We start from the raw sequence: 15305 nt of genomic DNA on the forward strand, positions 1-15305 counted from the left end.
GTTTGTCCCATCGTCTGTTGAGACGGTGTTTCGGAACCGATCAGTCCGCACATCGCGGCGGTCGATCAAGCCTCGCCCGCCGCGCCGGGCGCCTGTCCGCGCCGCCCGCCTGACGACGACTCGCAAGCGCCTCAAGTTAACGATTATTCACGTATGGAGCTGACCAGCGGTTATTCATTGAATGGCCCCTATGGTCGGCATGCGTGGTGATCGACACCCTTGTCCGTCATTGGGCGAAATCCGCCGTTCAGCCGGGCGTGACAGGCCCGTGATCGGGCATCCGGGCCGCTCGAAGGCCCCGGAAGAAGTGCGTCAGGCGTCCGGGAAGTGGTTCGGAATCGATCTCTTCCAGGTTTCGGGAACATGACGAGGGGGTCGCCCGTTGGCTGGGTATGAGGGCGCAACGGGAGCCGTTCGACGCAGCGAGACTGCCGTCGAGTGCAGCCACGAACGTGCGCCGTTCGGGTGAGCGAGGTGCTGTGGGGTTTGGTTCGGAGCACGCTCGGGAAGTGAGTGACGACAGGCTGTCGTCGCACTGCGTAGTCACCGAAAATTCTCGCCGTTCCCCCGTCAAGGGGGCTTACGCGACGGTGAATCCCAAGCTAACGTGCACCGCTATCAGCGTTCCCGGCCCGCGGGGAGGAGGCGAACAGCCCATGATCCTGGCGCCGTGAGAGCTGAGGGAGACGACCCTCTGCGACACATCTGCGATCCAAGATCGCCACGGCGCTTTTAAAGCAGTCCAGCCATAGCTCGCAGCAAAGCGAGGGAGGTCGTGTATGGACATCGTCGTTAAGGGCCGCAACGTCGAGGTGCCCGATCACTACAGGGTTCACGTCGCCGAAAAGCTGGCCCGGCTTGAGCGCTACGACCGCAAGGTCATCCGCTTCGACGTGGAACTTTTCCACGAACCGAACCGCCGCCAGTCGAAGAACTGCCAGCGGGTCGAAATCACCGGCAAGGGACGTGGACCCGTGGTCCGTTCCGAAGCCTGCGCGGGTGACTTCTACGCCGCGCTCGATTCTGCGGTCGCGAAGCTCGAGAACCGTCTGCGTCGGTCACACGACCGCAGGCGCGTCCACCACGGGGCCCGCGCCCCGATCTCGGTGGCCGAAGCGACAAGCGGACTCGGTGAGATGTCCGCAGGCGAAGCAATGACGTCGCGCCGCGCCAAGACCGCGGTGCTCGACGCACCCGAGGCCGACTACGAGGGCATGGCGGAAGTGCCCGCGCAGCGTTGGGACGACGGCCTCGAAGACAAGTTGCCCGGACGCGTCGTACGCGAAAAGGAGCACGCCGCCAAACCGATGACCGTCGACCAGGCCCTCTACGAGATGGAACTGGTCGGACACGACTTCTACCTGTTCGCCGACACCGAATGCGGGCGCCCGAGTGTCGTCTACCGCCGGAAGGGATTCGACTACGGCGTGATCAGGCTGGCCTGACCCGCACGGACCCTCGTTCCTTCGACCGCCGCCGCCCCGCACCCCTCGCGTGCGGGGCGGCGGCGCGCGTCTGTCCAGGTCACGTACGCGGTCGCACGCGCACGTGAGCGCACGTCGTCTACCGCCACTCGGCCGCTTCCCGCGCCGTGACGTTCACCGTCAAGGTGAAATCCGCCGGACCAGGAACCTTTACGCGGTCCTCATGCGTTCACCACATCAGTAGCCGAGGTGGGGGCACCGGCGACAGGTGGGTTCGGGAAGATCCCGGAAACAGCACCTGACCTGCGGATTCCAGGTCGGGCGTGGCAATCCGCCTGTGTCCGTGCACACATCTTGGCGACTTGCCTACGATGGGCAGGGGAAAGGCGTCCGACGTGGGCGCGCCGCGATACAGGTGATGAGGTCTATCCAGATGGTGCTGTCCCGACTGCTCCGCTCCGGCGAGGGCAAGATGCTCAAGCGCCTCCGCAACATCGCACAGCACATCAACCACCTGGAAGACGAGGTGGTGGACCTCTCCGACGCCGAGTTGCGCGGCAAGACCGAGGAGTTCAAGAAGCGCTACGCCGAGGGCGAGACGCTCGACGAACTGCTCCCCGAGGCGTTCGCCGTGGCCCGTGAGGCCGCGAAGCGCACCCTGGGTCAGAGGCCCTACGACGTGCAGATGATGGGTGGAGCGGCGCTCCACCTGGGTCAGATCTCCGAAATGCGCACCGGTGAGGGCAAGACGCTGACCTCGGTCATGCCCGTCTACCTCAACGCGATCGCCGGCAAGGGCGTCCACGTCATCACCACGAACGACTACCTGGCCAAGCGCGACGCGGACTGGATGGGCCGCGTGCACCGCTTCCTCGGCCTCACGGTCGGCGCGATCCTCTCCGAGATGACGCCGGACCAGCGCCGCGTGTCCTACAACTCGGACGTCACCTACGGCACGAACAACGAGTTCGGCTTCGACTACCTGCGCGACAACATGGCGTGGAGCCTGGACGAGTGCGTGCAGCGCGGCCACTACTTCGCGATCGTCGACGAGGTCGACTCGATCCTGATCGACGAGGCCCGCACCCCGCTGATCATCTCCGGCCCGGCTGAGCAGTCCGCTCGCTGGTACACGGAGTTCGCGCGCCTCGCCCCGCGCATGCGTGGCATCGACGTCACCCAGCTCTCCCAGAAGGACCGCATCGAGGTCATCGAGGAGAAGTCGAAGTCGTACCACTACCAGTACGACGAGAAGAAGCGCACGGTCGCCGTCACCGAGCTCGGTGTGGAGTTCATCGAGGACCAGCTCGGCATCGACAACCTGTACGAGGCGGCCAACACGCCGTTGGTGGGCTACCTGAACAACGCCCTCAAGGCGAAGGAGCTCTACAACCGCGACAAGGACTACATCCTCCGCAACGGCGAAGTGATGATCGTCGACGAGTTCACGGGTCGTGTGCTCTCCGGTCGTCGCTACAACGAGGGCATGCACCAGGCCATCGAGGCCAAGGAGGGCGTGGAGATCAAGGCGGAGAACCAGACGCTCGCCACGATCACCCTGCAGAACTACTTCCGCCTGTACGAGAAGCTCGGCGGCATGACCGGTACCGCCGAGACCGAGGCGGCCGAGTTCCAGCAGACCTACAAGCTGGGCGTCGTCCCGATCCCGACGAACCGCCCGCCGCAGCGCACCGACCAGCCCGACCTCGTCTACAAGACGGAGGAGGCGAAGTTCGAGGCCGTCGCCGAGGACATCGCCGAGAAGCACGAGGCAGGCCAGCCGGTCCTGATCGGCACGACGAGCGTCGAGCGTTCCGAGTACCTGTCGAAGCTGTTGGTGCGCAAGGGAATCCCGCACGAGGTCCTGAACGCGAAGCACCACGACCGCGAGGCGCTGATCATCGCGAAGGCGGGCCGCAAGGGCGCCGTCACCGTCGCGACGAACATGGCCGGCCGCGGTACCGACATCGTGCTGGGCGGCAACCCGGACATCATCGCCGACCACGAGCTCCGCGACCGCGGCCTCGACCCGGTGACGACCCCGGACGAGTACGAGGCCGAGTGGGCGAAGGTCGTCGAGGAACTGACGACCCAGGGCAAGGCCGAGGCCGACGAGGTGCGTGAGGCCGGCGGTCTCTACGTCCTCGGCACCGAGCGCCACGAGTCGCGCCGCATCGACAACCAGCTCCGCGGCCGCACCGGCCGTCAGGGCGACCCGGGCGAGTCGCGCTTCTACCTGTCCCTGCAGGACGAGCTGATGCGCCGCTTCAACGCCGCCATGGTCGAGATGGTCATGAACCGCCTCAACGTGCCGGACGACCAGCCGATCGAGCACAAGATGGTCACCCGCGCCATCCGCAGCGCGCAGACCCAGGTCGAGCAGCAGAACTTCGAGATCCGCAAGAACGTCCTCAAGTACGACGAGGTCATGAACCGCCAGCGCACGGTCATCTACGCCGAGCGCCACCGCGTCCTCGCGGGCGAGGACCTGCAGGAGCAGGTCGACCACATGATCGAGTCCGTCGTGGAGGAGTACGTCCACGGCGCCACGTCCGACGGCTACGCCGAGGACTGGGACTTCGAGAAGCTCTGGACCGCCCTCAAGACCCTCTACCCGGTCTCGGTCAACGCGGACGAGCTCCTCGAGTCCGATGAGGACGTCACCAGGGAGTTCCTCCGCGACGCCCTCGTCAAGGACGCGATGGACGCCTACCGCGCCCGCGAGACGGACATCGACGGCCGGGTGGGCGAAGGCGCCACCCGCGAACTGGAACGCCGAGTCCTCCTGTCGGTGCTCGACCGCAAGTGGCGCGAGCACCTGTACGAAATGGACTACTTGAAGGAGGGCATCGGCCTGCGCGCGATGGCGCAGCGCGACCCCCTCATCGAGTACCAGCGCGAGGGCTTCGAGATGTTCAACGCGATGCTCGACGCCCTGCGCGAGGAAACGGTCGGCTTCCTCTTCAACCTCCAGGTAGAGGCAGCAGAGCCCGAACAGCCCGCAGAGCCCGAGGTCCCGGTCACCCTCGCAGCCACCCCGCAGGCCCTCCCGCAGGTCTCGGGCAACGGCGGCGGAGGCGGCGCACGAGCCAGGGCTCGAGCGGCAGCAGCAGCCCAGCAGCAGGCCCAGCAGCAGGCGCAAGCCCCCGCGGGCCCGGCCATGGCCCAGCTGGCCAGCGGCAACGCCATCCCGCCGGCCCTGCGCGGCAAGGGCCTGGGCGGCCCCGGCCAGCAGAACCTGAGCTACAGCGGCCCGGCAGAAGACGGCGGCGTGGAAGAGCACGGCGAGTCGGGCGGCGGCGCCCAGGGCCAGCAGGGCGGCACCCGCAAGGAGCGCCGCGAGGCAGCCCGCCAGGCAGCCAAGAACCAGCGCAAGACCCGCTAGCCAACACCACCGCACGACCACCGCGTGGGCCGCGTTCCTCAGGGACGCGGCCCACGCGGCATTTGGGGGAGGGCGGCAGAGGTGGTGTGAGGGGAGGGGCCGGGCACAGGGAGGGCAGGGCGAGACGGGGCAGGGCGAGACGGGGCAGGGCGAGACGGGACGGGGCAGGGCGAGACGGGACGGGGCAGGGCGAGACGGGACGGGGCAGGGCGGGGCGGGGCGGGGCAGGCGAGGCGGGGCGAGACGGGCAGAGCGACACGGGCAAGGCAGGGAGGTGGGTGAGGCGGGGCAGGGGGTGAAGGGCGGACAGGCAGCGCGCCGCCGAGGCACGCGAAGCCGAAGGCGAGCCCGTATGAGCGCTGCAGATCGTCAAAGCGGTGTGGTGACGTACAGACCCAACTCAGCCACGCACGCGAAGAGATCGGGGCTTGACTTTGGGTGCGAGGTGCTACCCCTCGCGGATCGGCCGGGCGCTTTTCAGCCCGGCCTTTTCCGGCCGATCAGCGCCTCGCAAGGGCCCCGAAGTCAAGCCCCAATCTCTATCGACGCGAAGCGGCGATGACTCGACCACGCCCGTCCGCAGTTGTCTTTGCACCCCAACGCAACCACCTCACTCCAGCACCGTGAACGACGTGAACCACCACCGCCCACCCCGATGCTCCACCCGAGCGGCCACAGCCAAAACCCGCCCACCCCGCCGAACAGTCACCGAGATCTCCCCAACGAACCGGGAGGGATGACAAACCCGAGGCGGCCGAACCATCCGCGTGGACGAAGCCCGCACCAACAGCCCCAACCGCCCAGCGAGGACCGGAACACAAACCTCCCGCAACAACCGAACCACCCGCCGCCCGTCCAACACCTCCAACACCACGGAGACCAACCGAGCAGCATCCAAAGCGGGCGGCACAGGCACCGGCAGCGGAACCCAGACAGGCCGGGGCCGAGGCAACGGCACAAAGGGAGCACCACCAACGGGCGGTTCATACGGAGCGAGGCGACGAATACCTGGGGGCATGCCGAACCAGGCGAACCACAGACCACATCAGGACGCCGAACACCCGAAAGTGTGGGTACCGTCCGAACCGTGCTCAAAGCCCTGGTGCTCGACTACGGCGGCGTCCTCACCGACCCCGGCGAGGACAACCCGCACGAACCGCCCCTGCTTACCGCCCTCAGGAAGGCCAGGCAGCAGGGCCTCAAGACAGCCCTGCTGTCCAACGCGGACGGCTGGTGGCACCCGCCGACGCAACTCACGACACTCCTGGACGTCACCGTCATCTCGGGCGAGGTCGGGCTGGCCAAGCCGGACACGGCCATCTACGAGCTCACGGCACGCAAGCTGGACCTCCCGACGCACCAGTGCGTGTTCGTCGACGACCTCGCGGTCAACGTGAGGGGAGCGGCCGAGGCCGGCATGGTCGGCGTCCACCATCGGTCGACACGGTCCACCCTTGAGGAGTTGGAAATCCTGCTAGCGATCGCACTCCGCGATTGAGGGTTCACCCTGCGGCGTCATTGCCCCTTAAAACGACAGCGGCTAGCGTCTTTTTGGTCAGCAGTCGGATTGCATAGGGGAGAAAATGCGAAGAATTGTCGCTTGTGTTGCAGTCGCCATTGCAGCCACGGCAATTGCATCACCCGCGCAGGCGCAAGAACGCGGTTGCTACGAGGATTATCTGCGGGACGGGCGGACTGTCGAGGTCTACTGCGACGACGGCCGGCCCGGGCGGTTCAGGGCCGTGGCCCACTGCACGAACGGCCTGGGGGTCTGGGACCAGTACGGGACGGTCGGGCGGGTCAGGGGCGAGCCGTCGGTGGCCTCCTGCGCCTCGTTGCTGGGGTACCCGCGGGTGAACGGGTACCACATCGACTGGCTCTAGTGCTGGGCTCGGCGCACCAGTTCGAAGCAGAGCACGGCTGCCGCCGAGGCCACGTTCAGGGATTCCACGCCTGCCGCCATCGGAATCGTCAGTCGTGATGTGATGTGCTGAGCCACGTCGTCGGTGATTCCGGACGTTTCACCGCCGAGCACGAAAGCGACACGTGAGCCGAAAGTGGCGGAATAAATCGTGTCGGACGCGTGGGAATCCAACGCGTAAAGCGGGAAACCGGACGCCTGCAACAAAGCCGAGGCCTCCGCCGAGGTGCCGCAGCGCAGCACTGGCGCTCGGAAAGCCACTCCGGCGGAGGCCTTCACCACGAGCGGGTCGATCGAGGCGACGCCTCGGCGGGGGACGACGATGCCGTCGATGCCCGCGGCGGTCGCGGTGCGCAGGATCATGCCCACGTTCGCGGGGGTGGTGATGCCGTCCAGCACGAGAACGGATCGCAGCCCGCCCTCCTCCAGCGCCAGCGCCAGCGGCTTCATGCGCGGGGCGACGACGTCGGCCAGCACGCCCTGGTCCTGCTTGCCGTTGCCCGCCAGCACCTTCACCCGCTGGGCGGTCGCGCGCTGCACCTGAACTCCGCGCCCCCGAGCCGCGTCGAGGATCTCGCGGGCGGCGGGGCCGCGGGCCGTGTCGGCGAGCACCACCTTGTCGACCGACAACGCCGGGTCGTCCAGCGCTTCCAGCACTGGCTTGCGGCCGTAGACGGTGACGAAGCGGTCCTTGGGCGAGATCTCCACCGGAAGAGAGTGCCAGAAGCAGGCACAGCGAGCTCAAACGGGTGAAGAGCCGCACTAGAGCCGTTCGGCCCTTGTGTTTCGGATCATATCGATGATGATCGTCACATGACGGCAGGTATGCGCAGTGTCGCGCAACGTCAACATCTCGCGAGCGGTCAGGACTCGGACGTGTTCATCCGGTCCGACGGCTTGCTGGTCAAGCGCACCCGCACCGGCCGTGACCTGCGGCGCGAGGCCGAGATGATGATCTACCTGAGCGGTCACGGCATCCCCGTGCCGCGGGTGTACGAGGCCACCGAGACCGAACTCGTCATGCAGTACGTGCCCGGCCCGCGGATGTCCGAGGAGATCGGCCGCAAGCCGTGGCTCGCCGCGAGTCTCGGCGCCGAGCTCGCCGACCTGCACCACCGCCTCGACGTCGTCGCCGCGCCCGACTTCCTCGACGGCGAAGGCGACCTGCTGCACCTCGACCTGCACCCCGGCAACGTCGTGCTGGGCCCGGAGGGACCGGTGGTCCTCGACTGGGCCAGCGCCACGAAGGGTGACCGCAGGCTCGACGTCGCGCTCAGCTGGGTCTCGCTCACCGTCGCCCACCTGGCGCCGGTCATGAAGCTGACGCGCTGGCGGTTCCTCAGGTCGTTCATGGCCAACGTGGACCCGAAGGCGAAGGACGCGATTCCGGAGGCCGCGCGCATCCGGCTGCAGCGGCACGACCGCGATCCGCGCGAACGCGCCGTGCTGCAGAAGTTGATGGACCGCGAACCGCACTAGGCTGGGCCGCATGCCGGACCGACTGTCAGCGCTGGACGCCTCGTTCTTGTACATGGAGGGCTCCACGACGCCTATGCACGTCGGTGGCGTGGCCGTCTTCCGCAGGCCCAAGGCGGGCTTCGACTACGACAAGCTCGTCGACCTCATCGAACAGCGCCTGAGCCTCGTGCCGCGCTACCGCCAGAAGGTCGTGCACGTCCCCGGCCGCATCGCGCGCCCGGTCTGGGTCGACGACCCGGACTTCGACGTCACCTACCACGTGCGCCGCTCCGCCCTCCCGAAGCCGGGCAACGACACCCAGCTGCACGACCTCGTCGCGCGGCTGATGTCCCGCCCGCTCGACCACAGCCGTCCGCTGTGGGAGATCTACCTGGTCGAGGGCCTGGAGCAGAACCAGACGGCGGTCATCACCAAGACCCACCAGGCCATGATCGACGGCATCGCGTCGCTGGAGATCGGCCAGGTCATGCTGGACGTCTCGCCGACGCCGCGCACCAACGTCGAGAACCTCTGGATGCCGCAGCCGGAGCCGGGCGGGCTCCAGCTCGTGGCCGACGCCGTCACCGACATCGTGCAACGGCCGGGCGAGCTCGTGGAGAACGCCCGCAGCGCCGTCCTCGACACCGTCAACACCGTCGAGAAGGTCTTCAACGCGTTCGGCATCCTCGCCCAGGCCGTCCGGACCGCCGCCACGCCCGCCCCCGGCACGCCGCTGAACGTGCGCATCACCTCGCCGCAGCGCCGGTTCGCCGTGGCGCGCGCCCAGCTCGACGACCTGCGCGCCATCCGCAAGGCGCACGGCGGCACGGTCAACGACGTGGTCCTGGCGGCGCTGAGCGGGGCGCTGCGGAACTGGCTGCTCAGCCGGGGCGAGAACGTCACCGGCAGCACCACGATCCGTGCGATGGCCCCGCTGAGCGTCCGCGAGGCCGACCCGGACTCCGGCAACAACGTGAGCGCCTACCTGGTCGACCTGCCCGTCGGCGAACCGAACCCGGTCGTGCGGCTGCACCACGTCAGCCACGCGATGCGCGCCCACCAGGAGTCCGGCCAGTCCGTCGCCGCCGACGCGCTGGTGAAGGTCTCCGGCTTCGCCCCGCCGACGCTGCACGCGCTGGGCGCCCGCGCCGCCAGCTCGTTCAGTCGCCGGCTGTTCAACGTGATCGTCACGAATGTTCCCGGCCCGCAGGTGCCCCTGTACGCGGCAGGCGCGAGAATGACCGAGATCTTCCCGGTCGTCCCGCTAGCCAAGAACCAGGCGCTGGCCATCGGGGTGACGTCGTACGACGGCGGTGTGTACTTCGGGCTGAACGGCGACCGCGACGCCATGTCCGATGTGGACGTTCTCGCGACCATGGTCGAGGAGTCGGTGGAGGAACTGATGGGGACGGCGAGCGCATGAGGGTCTACATCCCGGCCACGGTGCCGATGCTGCGCACGTTCGTCGACAGCGGCGAACTGGCCCCGGTGACCGGCACGGCGTTCGCGCTGACGCCGGCGTTGCGCGAGTCGTACGCGGCCGGCGACACCGAGGAGCTGGAGTACGCGGCGATGCTCGACGCCGCACGGGCCTCCCTGCGGCTGCTCGCGGCCGACGAGAAGGCCGAGCCCCGGCGCGCGGTGCTCGCGGTCGACATGGACGACGTGACGTTGCGCCCGGACCTCGACTTCTCGGTCGTGAAGGTCGGCGGCTCGTTCACGCTCAAGGACGTCGCGTCGGTGCACCTGGACACGGCCGAGGCCGAGCAGGACGTGCGCGCGGCCGTCGAGGTCGTGGACGCGGCGGACATGGGCGACCCGGACGCCGAGTTCACCCTGGGCAGCGCCGAGGACCACGAACTGGCCTGGTACGCGGCGCAGGAGCTCCCGTTCGTGCTGGAGCTGCTCTAGCCGTACCTAGTCACGCCGCTGGTCGTGCACCTCGGGCAGCGCGGTGAACCCCGCTGCCCGATAGGTGGCGACCGCGCCGACGTTCGACGAAGGCGTGCACACGATCGCGCTCGACGACCCCAGCGACCGCAACGCGGACGCGGCGGCCACGGTGATCGCGCGCCCGAACCCCTTGCCCCGATGGTCGTGGTGCACGCCCATCGGTTCGATCACGCCAGGCCGGCCCGCACCGGCTGACCACACGGTGATCGCGGCGGCAGGAGCGGCACCGTCGAACGCCACCAGGCACCGGGCGTCCGCGAACGGCACTCCGGAAGCCATGGCGTGCCAACGCTCAGAGTTGAACGTCGACTTCTCGAAGGACGCCCTGATCACGTCGGCGTGCACCGAAGCCCGATCGGCCTCGATCACCTCGACCCGCACACCCGGATCCTCGACCTCGACCGAGAGGTCACGGCGCAACGGCGTCCACGGCTCGTCCGACTGCCACCCGCGCGCGAACAGCACCTCCTGGAACCGCGTCCCACGCGGTGATTCCACGTAGACGGTTCCGGAGGGAAGAACGCCGCGCTCCGGAGTGCAGATGTCGTCCGCCAGCCGCGCCGCCAGCTCGGAGTCCTGCCTCAGGTCCGGCGCGATCGTGAACCGCAGCAGGTCGGCGCCGTCCAGCAGGCCGACGGCGGCGATCCGCCCGTCCACGCTCCACGTGCGCACCGCCTCCGCGGTCGCCTCAAGACCGAAACGCCAGTACCAGCCCACATCTCCCGGATGCAGCTGGAACGGCGAGTCGTCGCTCTGCCACTCCCGCAACGCCTTGACGGCCTCGTCGAGCATCACATGCCTTCCGCCGGCTCCCACAGCTCGATGCGGTTGCCCTCGGGGTCGACGCACCAGCCGAACAGGCCGAACTCGGAGTCCTCGGTCTCGGGCAGCACCTCGACACCGCGCGCCTTCAGCTTCGCCATCAGCGACGACAGGTCGTCCACCCGCAGGTTCAGCATCGTGCGCTGATGGGGTTCGCCGATGTACTCGGTGTCCTGGGCGAACAACGCCATCGTCGTCGTGCCGGGGTGGTCGTTCGTCGCCGTGTCGAGCCAGTGGAAGGTGACGGTGCCCTTCTCGCTCATCGGCACGCCCAGGTTGTCGCGATACCAGGCGGCCAACCGCACAGGGTCTCTAGAACGCAGGAAAACCCCGCCGATGCCTGTCACCCGCGCCACCCGACGGACCCTACTACCGCGTGCCACGATGGGGGAATGGACGCAGTCACGTCTGCACCCGAACCGGTCAACGAGCCCGTGCGCACCTACGCACCCGGCAGCGCCGAACGGTCCAGTCTGAAGGCACGCATCGATGAACTCGAAGGCGTCACGCACGAGCTGACGATGACCATCGGCGGTCAGCAGCGCATGGGTGGCGGTGAACGCATGAACGTCGTTCAGCCGCACGACCACAGGCACGTCCTCGGCGTCACGGCCCACGCGACGAACTCCGACGTCGCCGACGCCATGCGCGCCGCCCAGCACGCCGCCCCGGGCTGGCAGGAGCTGCCGTACGACGAACGCGCCGCCGTGCTGCTGCGCGCCGCCGAACTGCTCGCCGGACCGTGGCGCGACACGCTCAACGCCGCCACGATCCTCGGCCAGTCGAAGTCCGTGCAGCAGGCCGAGATCGACGCGGCGTGCGAGCTCATCGACTTCCTGCGCTACAACGTCCACTTCGGCCGCCGCATCCTCGAAGAGCAGCCCGCGTCGTCGCCGGGCGTGTGGAACCGGATGGACCACCGGCCGCTCGACGGGTTCGTCGTGGCGATCACGCCGTTCAACTTCACCGCCATCGCCGGCAACCTGCCGCTCGCGCCCGCGCTGATGGGCAACACCGTGCTGTGGAAGCCGTCGCCGACGCAGCAGCTGGCCGCGCACTTCACGATGCGGTTGCTCGAGGAGGCCGGCCTGCCGCCGGGCGTGATCAACCTGGTGACCGGTGACGGGCAGGCGCTGAGCCAGGTCGCGTTGCGGGACAGGTTCTTCGCGGGCCTGCACTTCACCGGCTCCACGCGCACGTTCAAGACGTTGTGGCAGACCATGGCGGGCAACCTCGACAACTACCGCGCCTACCCGCGCGTCGTCGGCGAGACCGGCGGCAAGGACTTCGTGCTGGCACACGCTTCCGCTGACCCGAGAGCGCTCGTGACGGGTCTGGTGCGCGGTGCTTTCGAGTACCAGGGCCAGAAGTGCTCGGCGGCATCCCGCGCGTACGTCGCCAGGTCGTTGTGGGAGGGCGGGGTGCGCGAGCAGCTGCTCGACGTCACGAAGTCGTTGTCCTACGGCGATGTCACGGACCTGTCGGCGTTCGGTGGCGCCGTGATCGACGCACGCGCGTACGCGAAGCACAAGGAAGCGCTGCTGATGGCGTCCGCGTCCACTTCGGTCGAGGTGCTGGCGGGCGGCACGTGCGACGACTCGACGGGCTACTTCGTCGACCCGACCGTGCTGCTCGGCACCGACCCGCACCACGACATCTTCACGACCGAGTACTTCGGACCCATCCTCGCCGTGCACGTCTACGACGACGCGGACTTCCCGAAGATGATGGAGACCATCGACACGTCCACGCCGTACGCGCTCACCGGTGCCGTGTTCGCCCGTGACCGCGTTGCCGTGGAACAGGCTCATCGCGCCTTGCGGTTCGCGGCGGGGAACTTCTACGTCAACGACAAGCCGACCGGCGCGGTGGTGGGGCAGCAGCCGTTCGGCGGGTCGCGCGGCTCCGGGACCAACGACAAGGCGGGCTCGATCTACAACCTCCAGAGGTGGACGAGCCCGCGTGCCATCAAGGAGACCCTGGTCCCGCCGACGGACCACCGGTATCCGCACATGGGTTAGCGCTGCGGCCGCCAGCCCGTTGCCTCGGTGAGCTTCGTGCTCACCACCCGCTGCGACCTGCCGAAGACCTCGAACGCCGCGGTGAACTTCCCGAAGAACTTCGGGACACGGGTGATCCCGGCGGCGCGCTTCTCGATCGCCGTGCCGACGTTGTAGATCCCGGCGGGCGCGTCGAGTGCCGCGATCGCTGCCGCCGCCGCGTCCGCGGGGTGCACGACCGACATCCAGCCGTCGCCGACCAGCACCGGCGGCGACTGCGCCTGGCCGCCGATCAGCAGGCCGTAGCGCAGGAAGACGCCGCCGGGGTGCCGGAGCACGTTCTCCTGCGCGGTCACCGAGCTGGCGATGTGCCCGACGGGCTTCAGCGGCGCGTTCTCGTCGAGCTCGCGGTCACCGCCGTCCGCGTAGACGAACGAGATGCCCTCCTGCACGATCCGGCCGACACCGGCCTTGCGCGCCGCCTCGACCAGCGCCGCGCTGCCCTCGGTGCGGATGCGGTCGTTGTCCGCCCACGCGCTGGCCAGGACGGCCTTCGCGGACAGCGGGATGCGGGTGGCGAGGTTGATGACGGCGTCGTAGCCCGTCATCGCCGCCGCCAGCTGGTCCGCGTCGAACAGCGAGGTCGTGTGCCGGTCCAGCACCCCGACCTCGTGCCCCGCCGCCTGCAGCTGCGGCACCGCTTCCCGTCCGAGAACACCCGACGCACCGATCACGAATACCTTCATGACCAGTGGACGAGACAGCGCGTCAGGGTGTGACGAGCCGCCTGAACGCCTGCTGCGCCTTGCCGAGCCCGATCTGCGAGACCTGCGAGGAGTTGGCCTTCGGCAGGTCCACGATGATCAGGTAGGACTCGGTCGCGTTGACGGCGACGGTGTGCACGGCCTGCATGGTTCCGGGCTTGCTGACGAACGAGATCGCCGTCGAGTGACCCTCGATGAGCATCTCGCCCACCGCGTCCGCCGGCTTCTCGAAGGCGCCCAGGTACGCCACCACCACGAACATGTCCGCGTCGGTACCGGTCTTGCCCTCCTGGAACACGCAGGACCGCGGAATCGCGGGGTCCGGCGCAGGCGTGCCGGCCAGCGGCGCGTCGAAGTCCGCCGCGGTCAGCAGCTGACACGGGTCGGCCGGGAGCTTCTTCGGCGTGTCGATGCGCGGCGAGGTCGTCACGACCGTCGTCTCGGTGGTCGTCGTTGTCGTTGTGGTCGTGGGCGCGCTCGCCACGGGAGTGGCGGTGCAGCCCGCGACCAGGAGCAGCAACGACAGCAAGCGCTTCACTTCGGGAGCCTTTCGAACGCCTTCGCGGCGAGAGCCTGGACGGCGTGGCCGACCTCGTTGCGGTCCTTGCCGCGCTGGACCACCTGGAACGTGACGAGCTGCCGTTCCCGCACCTCCAGGACGGCGTCGCAGGTCACCACACCGGCGGAGTCCTTGCACCTGGTGCTGAGCGGACGGTTGTTGCTCTCGCCCGGCCCGCCCGCGACCACCCCGCCGTAGCCGCCGTCGGACAGCAGCTTCCCGGACTCGTCCGCGTAGGCCGCCTCCACCAGCGTCAGCTTCGCGGTCAGCGAGTCGAACGTGAAGTCGCAGGCCTGCCCCGACTTGGCCGGGGTGCCGGTCAGGCCGCCCGCGTCGCCGTCCTTGAGCAGCGCGCACGGGTCGGCGTCCGCGAACTTCGGGGTGGACGGTCCGGTCGAGCAGGCGGCGAGGGCGAGGAGCAGCACGGGAACCAGTCGGATCATGGTCCGAGTCTTCCTCATGACGACACGGGCAGACGGTCGAGCGCGAACTGGATCAAGGTGATGCGGTGGCTCAGCAGCCACCCCTCGTTCGCGCCCGGAGACGCCACCTTGACCGTCAGCGACCGCGCGTAGCCGACCGCCGCCCACACGCCGCAGTCCAGTTCGGAGGCGTCCTGGTCGCAGCCGAACCACACGGTGTGCCCGTCGATCTCTCCCTGGTGACCGCTCGGGTGGGCCTTCTTCACCTCGTCGTACTCGATCTCCTCCAGTCCGACCAGGACGGTCACCGTGCTGGCCGGGTAGGTGAAGGTGTACTTGCAGAACCCCGGATGCGCCGGGTCGGGCGCGGGCGGGATCGGCGTCGACTTCAGGTTCGGGCTGCTGCCGTCGACCGGCAGTGCCTTGCAGGTGTCGAACGCCGCCAGGTTCCGCGGCTTGTCGATGCGCGGGGACGTGGTCGGCACCGGTTTCGGGGGCGGTCCGGGGATCGCCGCCGTGCACGAGGTGAGGGCAGCGCACAGCAAGGCGACCCCCAGAAGTCTGCTCACGCGATCAGTGTGACTGACCTGCGCAACC

Annotated in this window: 15 protein-coding genes and 1 pseudogene; 7 read left to right on the plus strand and 9 right to left on the minus strand. The window is 68.6% G+C overall.

Going from position 1 to position 15305, the window contains the following annotated elements:
- The first annotated feature begins 779 nt into the window (after positions 1–779).
- Together hpf and secA are read left to right on the plus strand one after the other, a co-directional pair.
- Positions 780–1445, plus strand: a complete 666-nt coding sequence (gene hpf / locus ACFWNN_RS34300; protein ID WP_382444103.1) for a ribosome hibernation-promoting factor, HPF/YfiA family — start codon at positions 780–782, stop codon at positions 1443–1445.
- A gap of 412 nt (positions 1446–1857) precedes the next feature.
- Positions 1858–4450 (plus strand): annotated as a pseudogene (gene secA, locus ACFWNN_RS34305) (preprotein translocase subunit SecA); the annotation flags it as partial.
- A 969-nt stretch (positions 4451–5419) separates the two neighbouring features.
- Here secA and ACFWNN_RS34310 read toward each other — a convergent pair.
- Positions 5420–5827: an Rv3235 family protein gene (locus ACFWNN_RS34310; RefSeq protein ID WP_382444104.1), complete on the minus strand. Its 408-nt coding sequence runs from the start codon at positions 5825–5827 to the stop codon at positions 5420–5422.
- A 69-nt stretch (positions 5828–5896) separates the two neighbouring features.
- Here ACFWNN_RS34310 and ACFWNN_RS34315 point away from each other — a divergent pair, with 69 nt between their 5' ends.
- Positions 5897–6307 (plus strand): HAD-IA family hydrolase, encoded by a 411-nt coding sequence (locus ACFWNN_RS34315; protein WP_382444105.1) that lies wholly within the window; start codon positions 5897–5899, stop codon positions 6305–6307.
- A gap of 207 nt (positions 6308–6514) precedes the next feature.
- Here the strand turns inward: ACFWNN_RS34315 and ACFWNN_RS34320 are convergent, their stop codons facing one another.
- Together ACFWNN_RS34320 and ACFWNN_RS34325 are read right to left on the minus strand one after the other, a co-directional pair.
- Positions 6515–6679, minus strand: a complete 165-nt coding sequence (locus tag ACFWNN_RS34320) for a hypothetical protein (RefSeq protein ID WP_382444106.1) — start codon at positions 6677–6679, stop codon at positions 6515–6517.
- A gap of 9 nt (positions 6680–6688) precedes the next feature.
- Positions 6689–7438 carry a TrmH family RNA methyltransferase gene (locus ACFWNN_RS34325; protein WP_382444107.1) on the minus strand — a complete coding sequence of 250 codons (750 nt, stop codon included), beginning with the start codon at positions 7436–7438 and terminating at the stop codon, positions 6689–6691.
- A gap of 105 nt (positions 7439–7543) precedes the next feature.
- Between ACFWNN_RS34325 and ACFWNN_RS34330 the strand changes: the two genes are divergently transcribed.
- Genes ACFWNN_RS34330 through ACFWNN_RS34340 form a run of 3 tightly spaced genes read left to right on the plus strand, consistent with a single transcriptional unit; the run spans position 7544 to position 10099 of the window.
- Positions 7544–8209, plus strand: a complete 666-nt coding sequence (locus ACFWNN_RS34330) for a phosphotransferase (protein ID WP_382444108.1) — start codon at positions 7544–7546, stop codon at positions 8207–8209.
- A gap of 10 nt (positions 8210–8219) precedes the next feature.
- A complete protein-coding gene (locus ACFWNN_RS34335; RefSeq protein ID WP_382444109.1) occupies positions 8220–9611 on the plus strand; it encodes a wax ester/triacylglycerol synthase family O-acyltransferase in 1392 nt (463 codons plus the stop codon).
- Entirely contained in the window at positions 9608–10099 is a 492-nt protein-coding gene (locus tag ACFWNN_RS34340) for a DUF6912 family protein (RefSeq protein WP_382444110.1), read from the plus strand. The genes ACFWNN_RS34335 and ACFWNN_RS34340 overlap by 4 nt, the downstream gene beginning before the upstream one ends.
- Before the next feature lie 6 nt (positions 10100–10105).
- Here ACFWNN_RS34340 and ACFWNN_RS34345 read toward each other — a convergent pair whose 3' ends face one another.
- Positions 10106–10933, minus strand: coding sequence for a GNAT family N-acetyltransferase (locus ACFWNN_RS34345; protein WP_382444111.1), 828 nt, complete (start codon positions 10931–10933; stop codon positions 10106–10108).
- Positions 10933–11346: a VOC family protein gene (locus ACFWNN_RS34350; RefSeq protein WP_382444112.1), complete on the minus strand. Its 414-nt coding sequence runs from the start codon at positions 11344–11346 to the stop codon at positions 10933–10935. The genes ACFWNN_RS34345 and ACFWNN_RS34350 overlap by 1 nt, the downstream gene beginning before the upstream one ends.
- A 9-nt stretch (positions 11347–11355) precedes the next feature.
- On the opposite strand from ACFWNN_RS34350, the gene pruA reads away from it, so the two are divergent.
- Complete coding sequence (gene pruA, locus ACFWNN_RS34355; RefSeq protein WP_382444113.1) at positions 11356–12984, plus strand: L-glutamate gamma-semialdehyde dehydrogenase; 1629 nt, start codon at positions 11356–11358, stop codon at positions 12982–12984.
- Here pruA and ACFWNN_RS34360 read toward each other — a convergent pair.
- From ACFWNN_RS34360 to ACFWNN_RS34375, 4 genes are read right to left on the minus strand one after another with little or no spacing between them, the layout of a single operon-like run.
- Entirely contained in the window at positions 12981–13709 is a 729-nt protein-coding gene (locus ACFWNN_RS34360; protein WP_382444114.1) for an NAD-dependent epimerase/dehydratase family protein, read from the minus strand. The two genes, pruA and ACFWNN_RS34360, sit on opposite strands and share 4 nt — an antisense overlap.
- A gap of 22 nt (positions 13710–13731) precedes the next feature.
- The gene (locus ACFWNN_RS34365; protein WP_382444115.1) at positions 13732–14265 is read right to left on the minus strand and encodes a hypothetical protein; all 534 of its coding nucleotides are present in this window, start codon (positions 14263–14265) and stop codon (positions 13732–13734) included.
- Positions 14262–14729, minus strand: coding sequence for a hypothetical protein (locus ACFWNN_RS34370; protein WP_382444116.1), 468 nt, complete (start codon positions 14727–14729; stop codon positions 14262–14264). Before ACFWNN_RS34370 ends, ACFWNN_RS34365 begins: the two co-directional genes overlap by 4 nt.
- Before the next feature lie 14 nt (positions 14730–14743).
- On the minus strand, positions 14744–15277 hold the full coding sequence (locus tag ACFWNN_RS34375) for a hypothetical protein (RefSeq protein WP_382444117.1): 534 nt from the start codon (positions 15275–15277) through the stop codon (positions 14744–14746).
- Positions 15278–15305 lie beyond the last annotated feature (28 nt).

The sequence above is a fragment of the Lentzea sp. NPDC058450 genome (genome assembly GCF_042721395.1).
Taxonomy (GTDB): domain Bacteria; phylum Actinomycetota; class Actinomycetes; order Mycobacteriales; family Pseudonocardiaceae; genus Lentzea.

Bases quoted from the DNA above. Each gene is read 5' to 3' on its own strand.
- ACFWNN_RS34320 (WP_382444106.1), bottom strand. From the start codon at position 6,679: ATGTGGTACCCGTTCACCCGCGGGTACCCCAGCAACGAGGCGCAGGAG.
- ACFWNN_RS34330 (WP_382444108.1), top strand. From the start codon at position 7,544: ATGACGGCAGGTATGCGCAGTGTCGCGCAACGTCAACATCTCGCGAGC.
- ACFWNN_RS34335 (WP_382444109.1), top strand. From the start codon at position 8,220: ATGCCGGACCGACTGTCAGCGCTGGACGCCTCGTTCTTGTACATGGAG.
- ACFWNN_RS34340 (WP_382444110.1), top strand. From the start codon at position 9,608: ATGAGGGTCTACATCCCGGCCACGGTGCCGATGCTGCGCACGTTCGTC.
- ACFWNN_RS34310 (WP_382444104.1), bottom strand. From the start codon at position 5,827: ATGCCCCCAGGTATTCGTCGCCTCGCTCCGTATGAACCGCCCGTTGGT.
- ACFWNN_RS34345 (WP_382444111.1), bottom strand. From the start codon at position 10,933: ATGCTCGACGAGGCCGTCAAGGCGTTGCGGGAGTGGCAGAGCGACGAC.
- hpf (WP_382444103.1), top strand. From the start codon at position 780: ATGGACATCGTCGTTAAGGGCCGCAACGTCGAGGTGCCCGATCACTAC.
- ACFWNN_RS34370 (WP_382444116.1), bottom strand. From the start codon at position 14,729: ATGATCCGACTGGTTCCCGTGCTGCTCCTCGCCCTCGCCGCCTGCTCG.
- pruA (WP_382444113.1), top strand. From the start codon at position 11,356: ATGGACGCAGTCACGTCTGCACCCGAACCGGTCAACGAGCCCGTGCGC.
- ACFWNN_RS34360 (WP_382444114.1), bottom strand. From the start codon at position 13,709: ATGAAGGTATTCGTGATCGGTGCGTCGGGTGTTCTCGGACGGGAAGCG.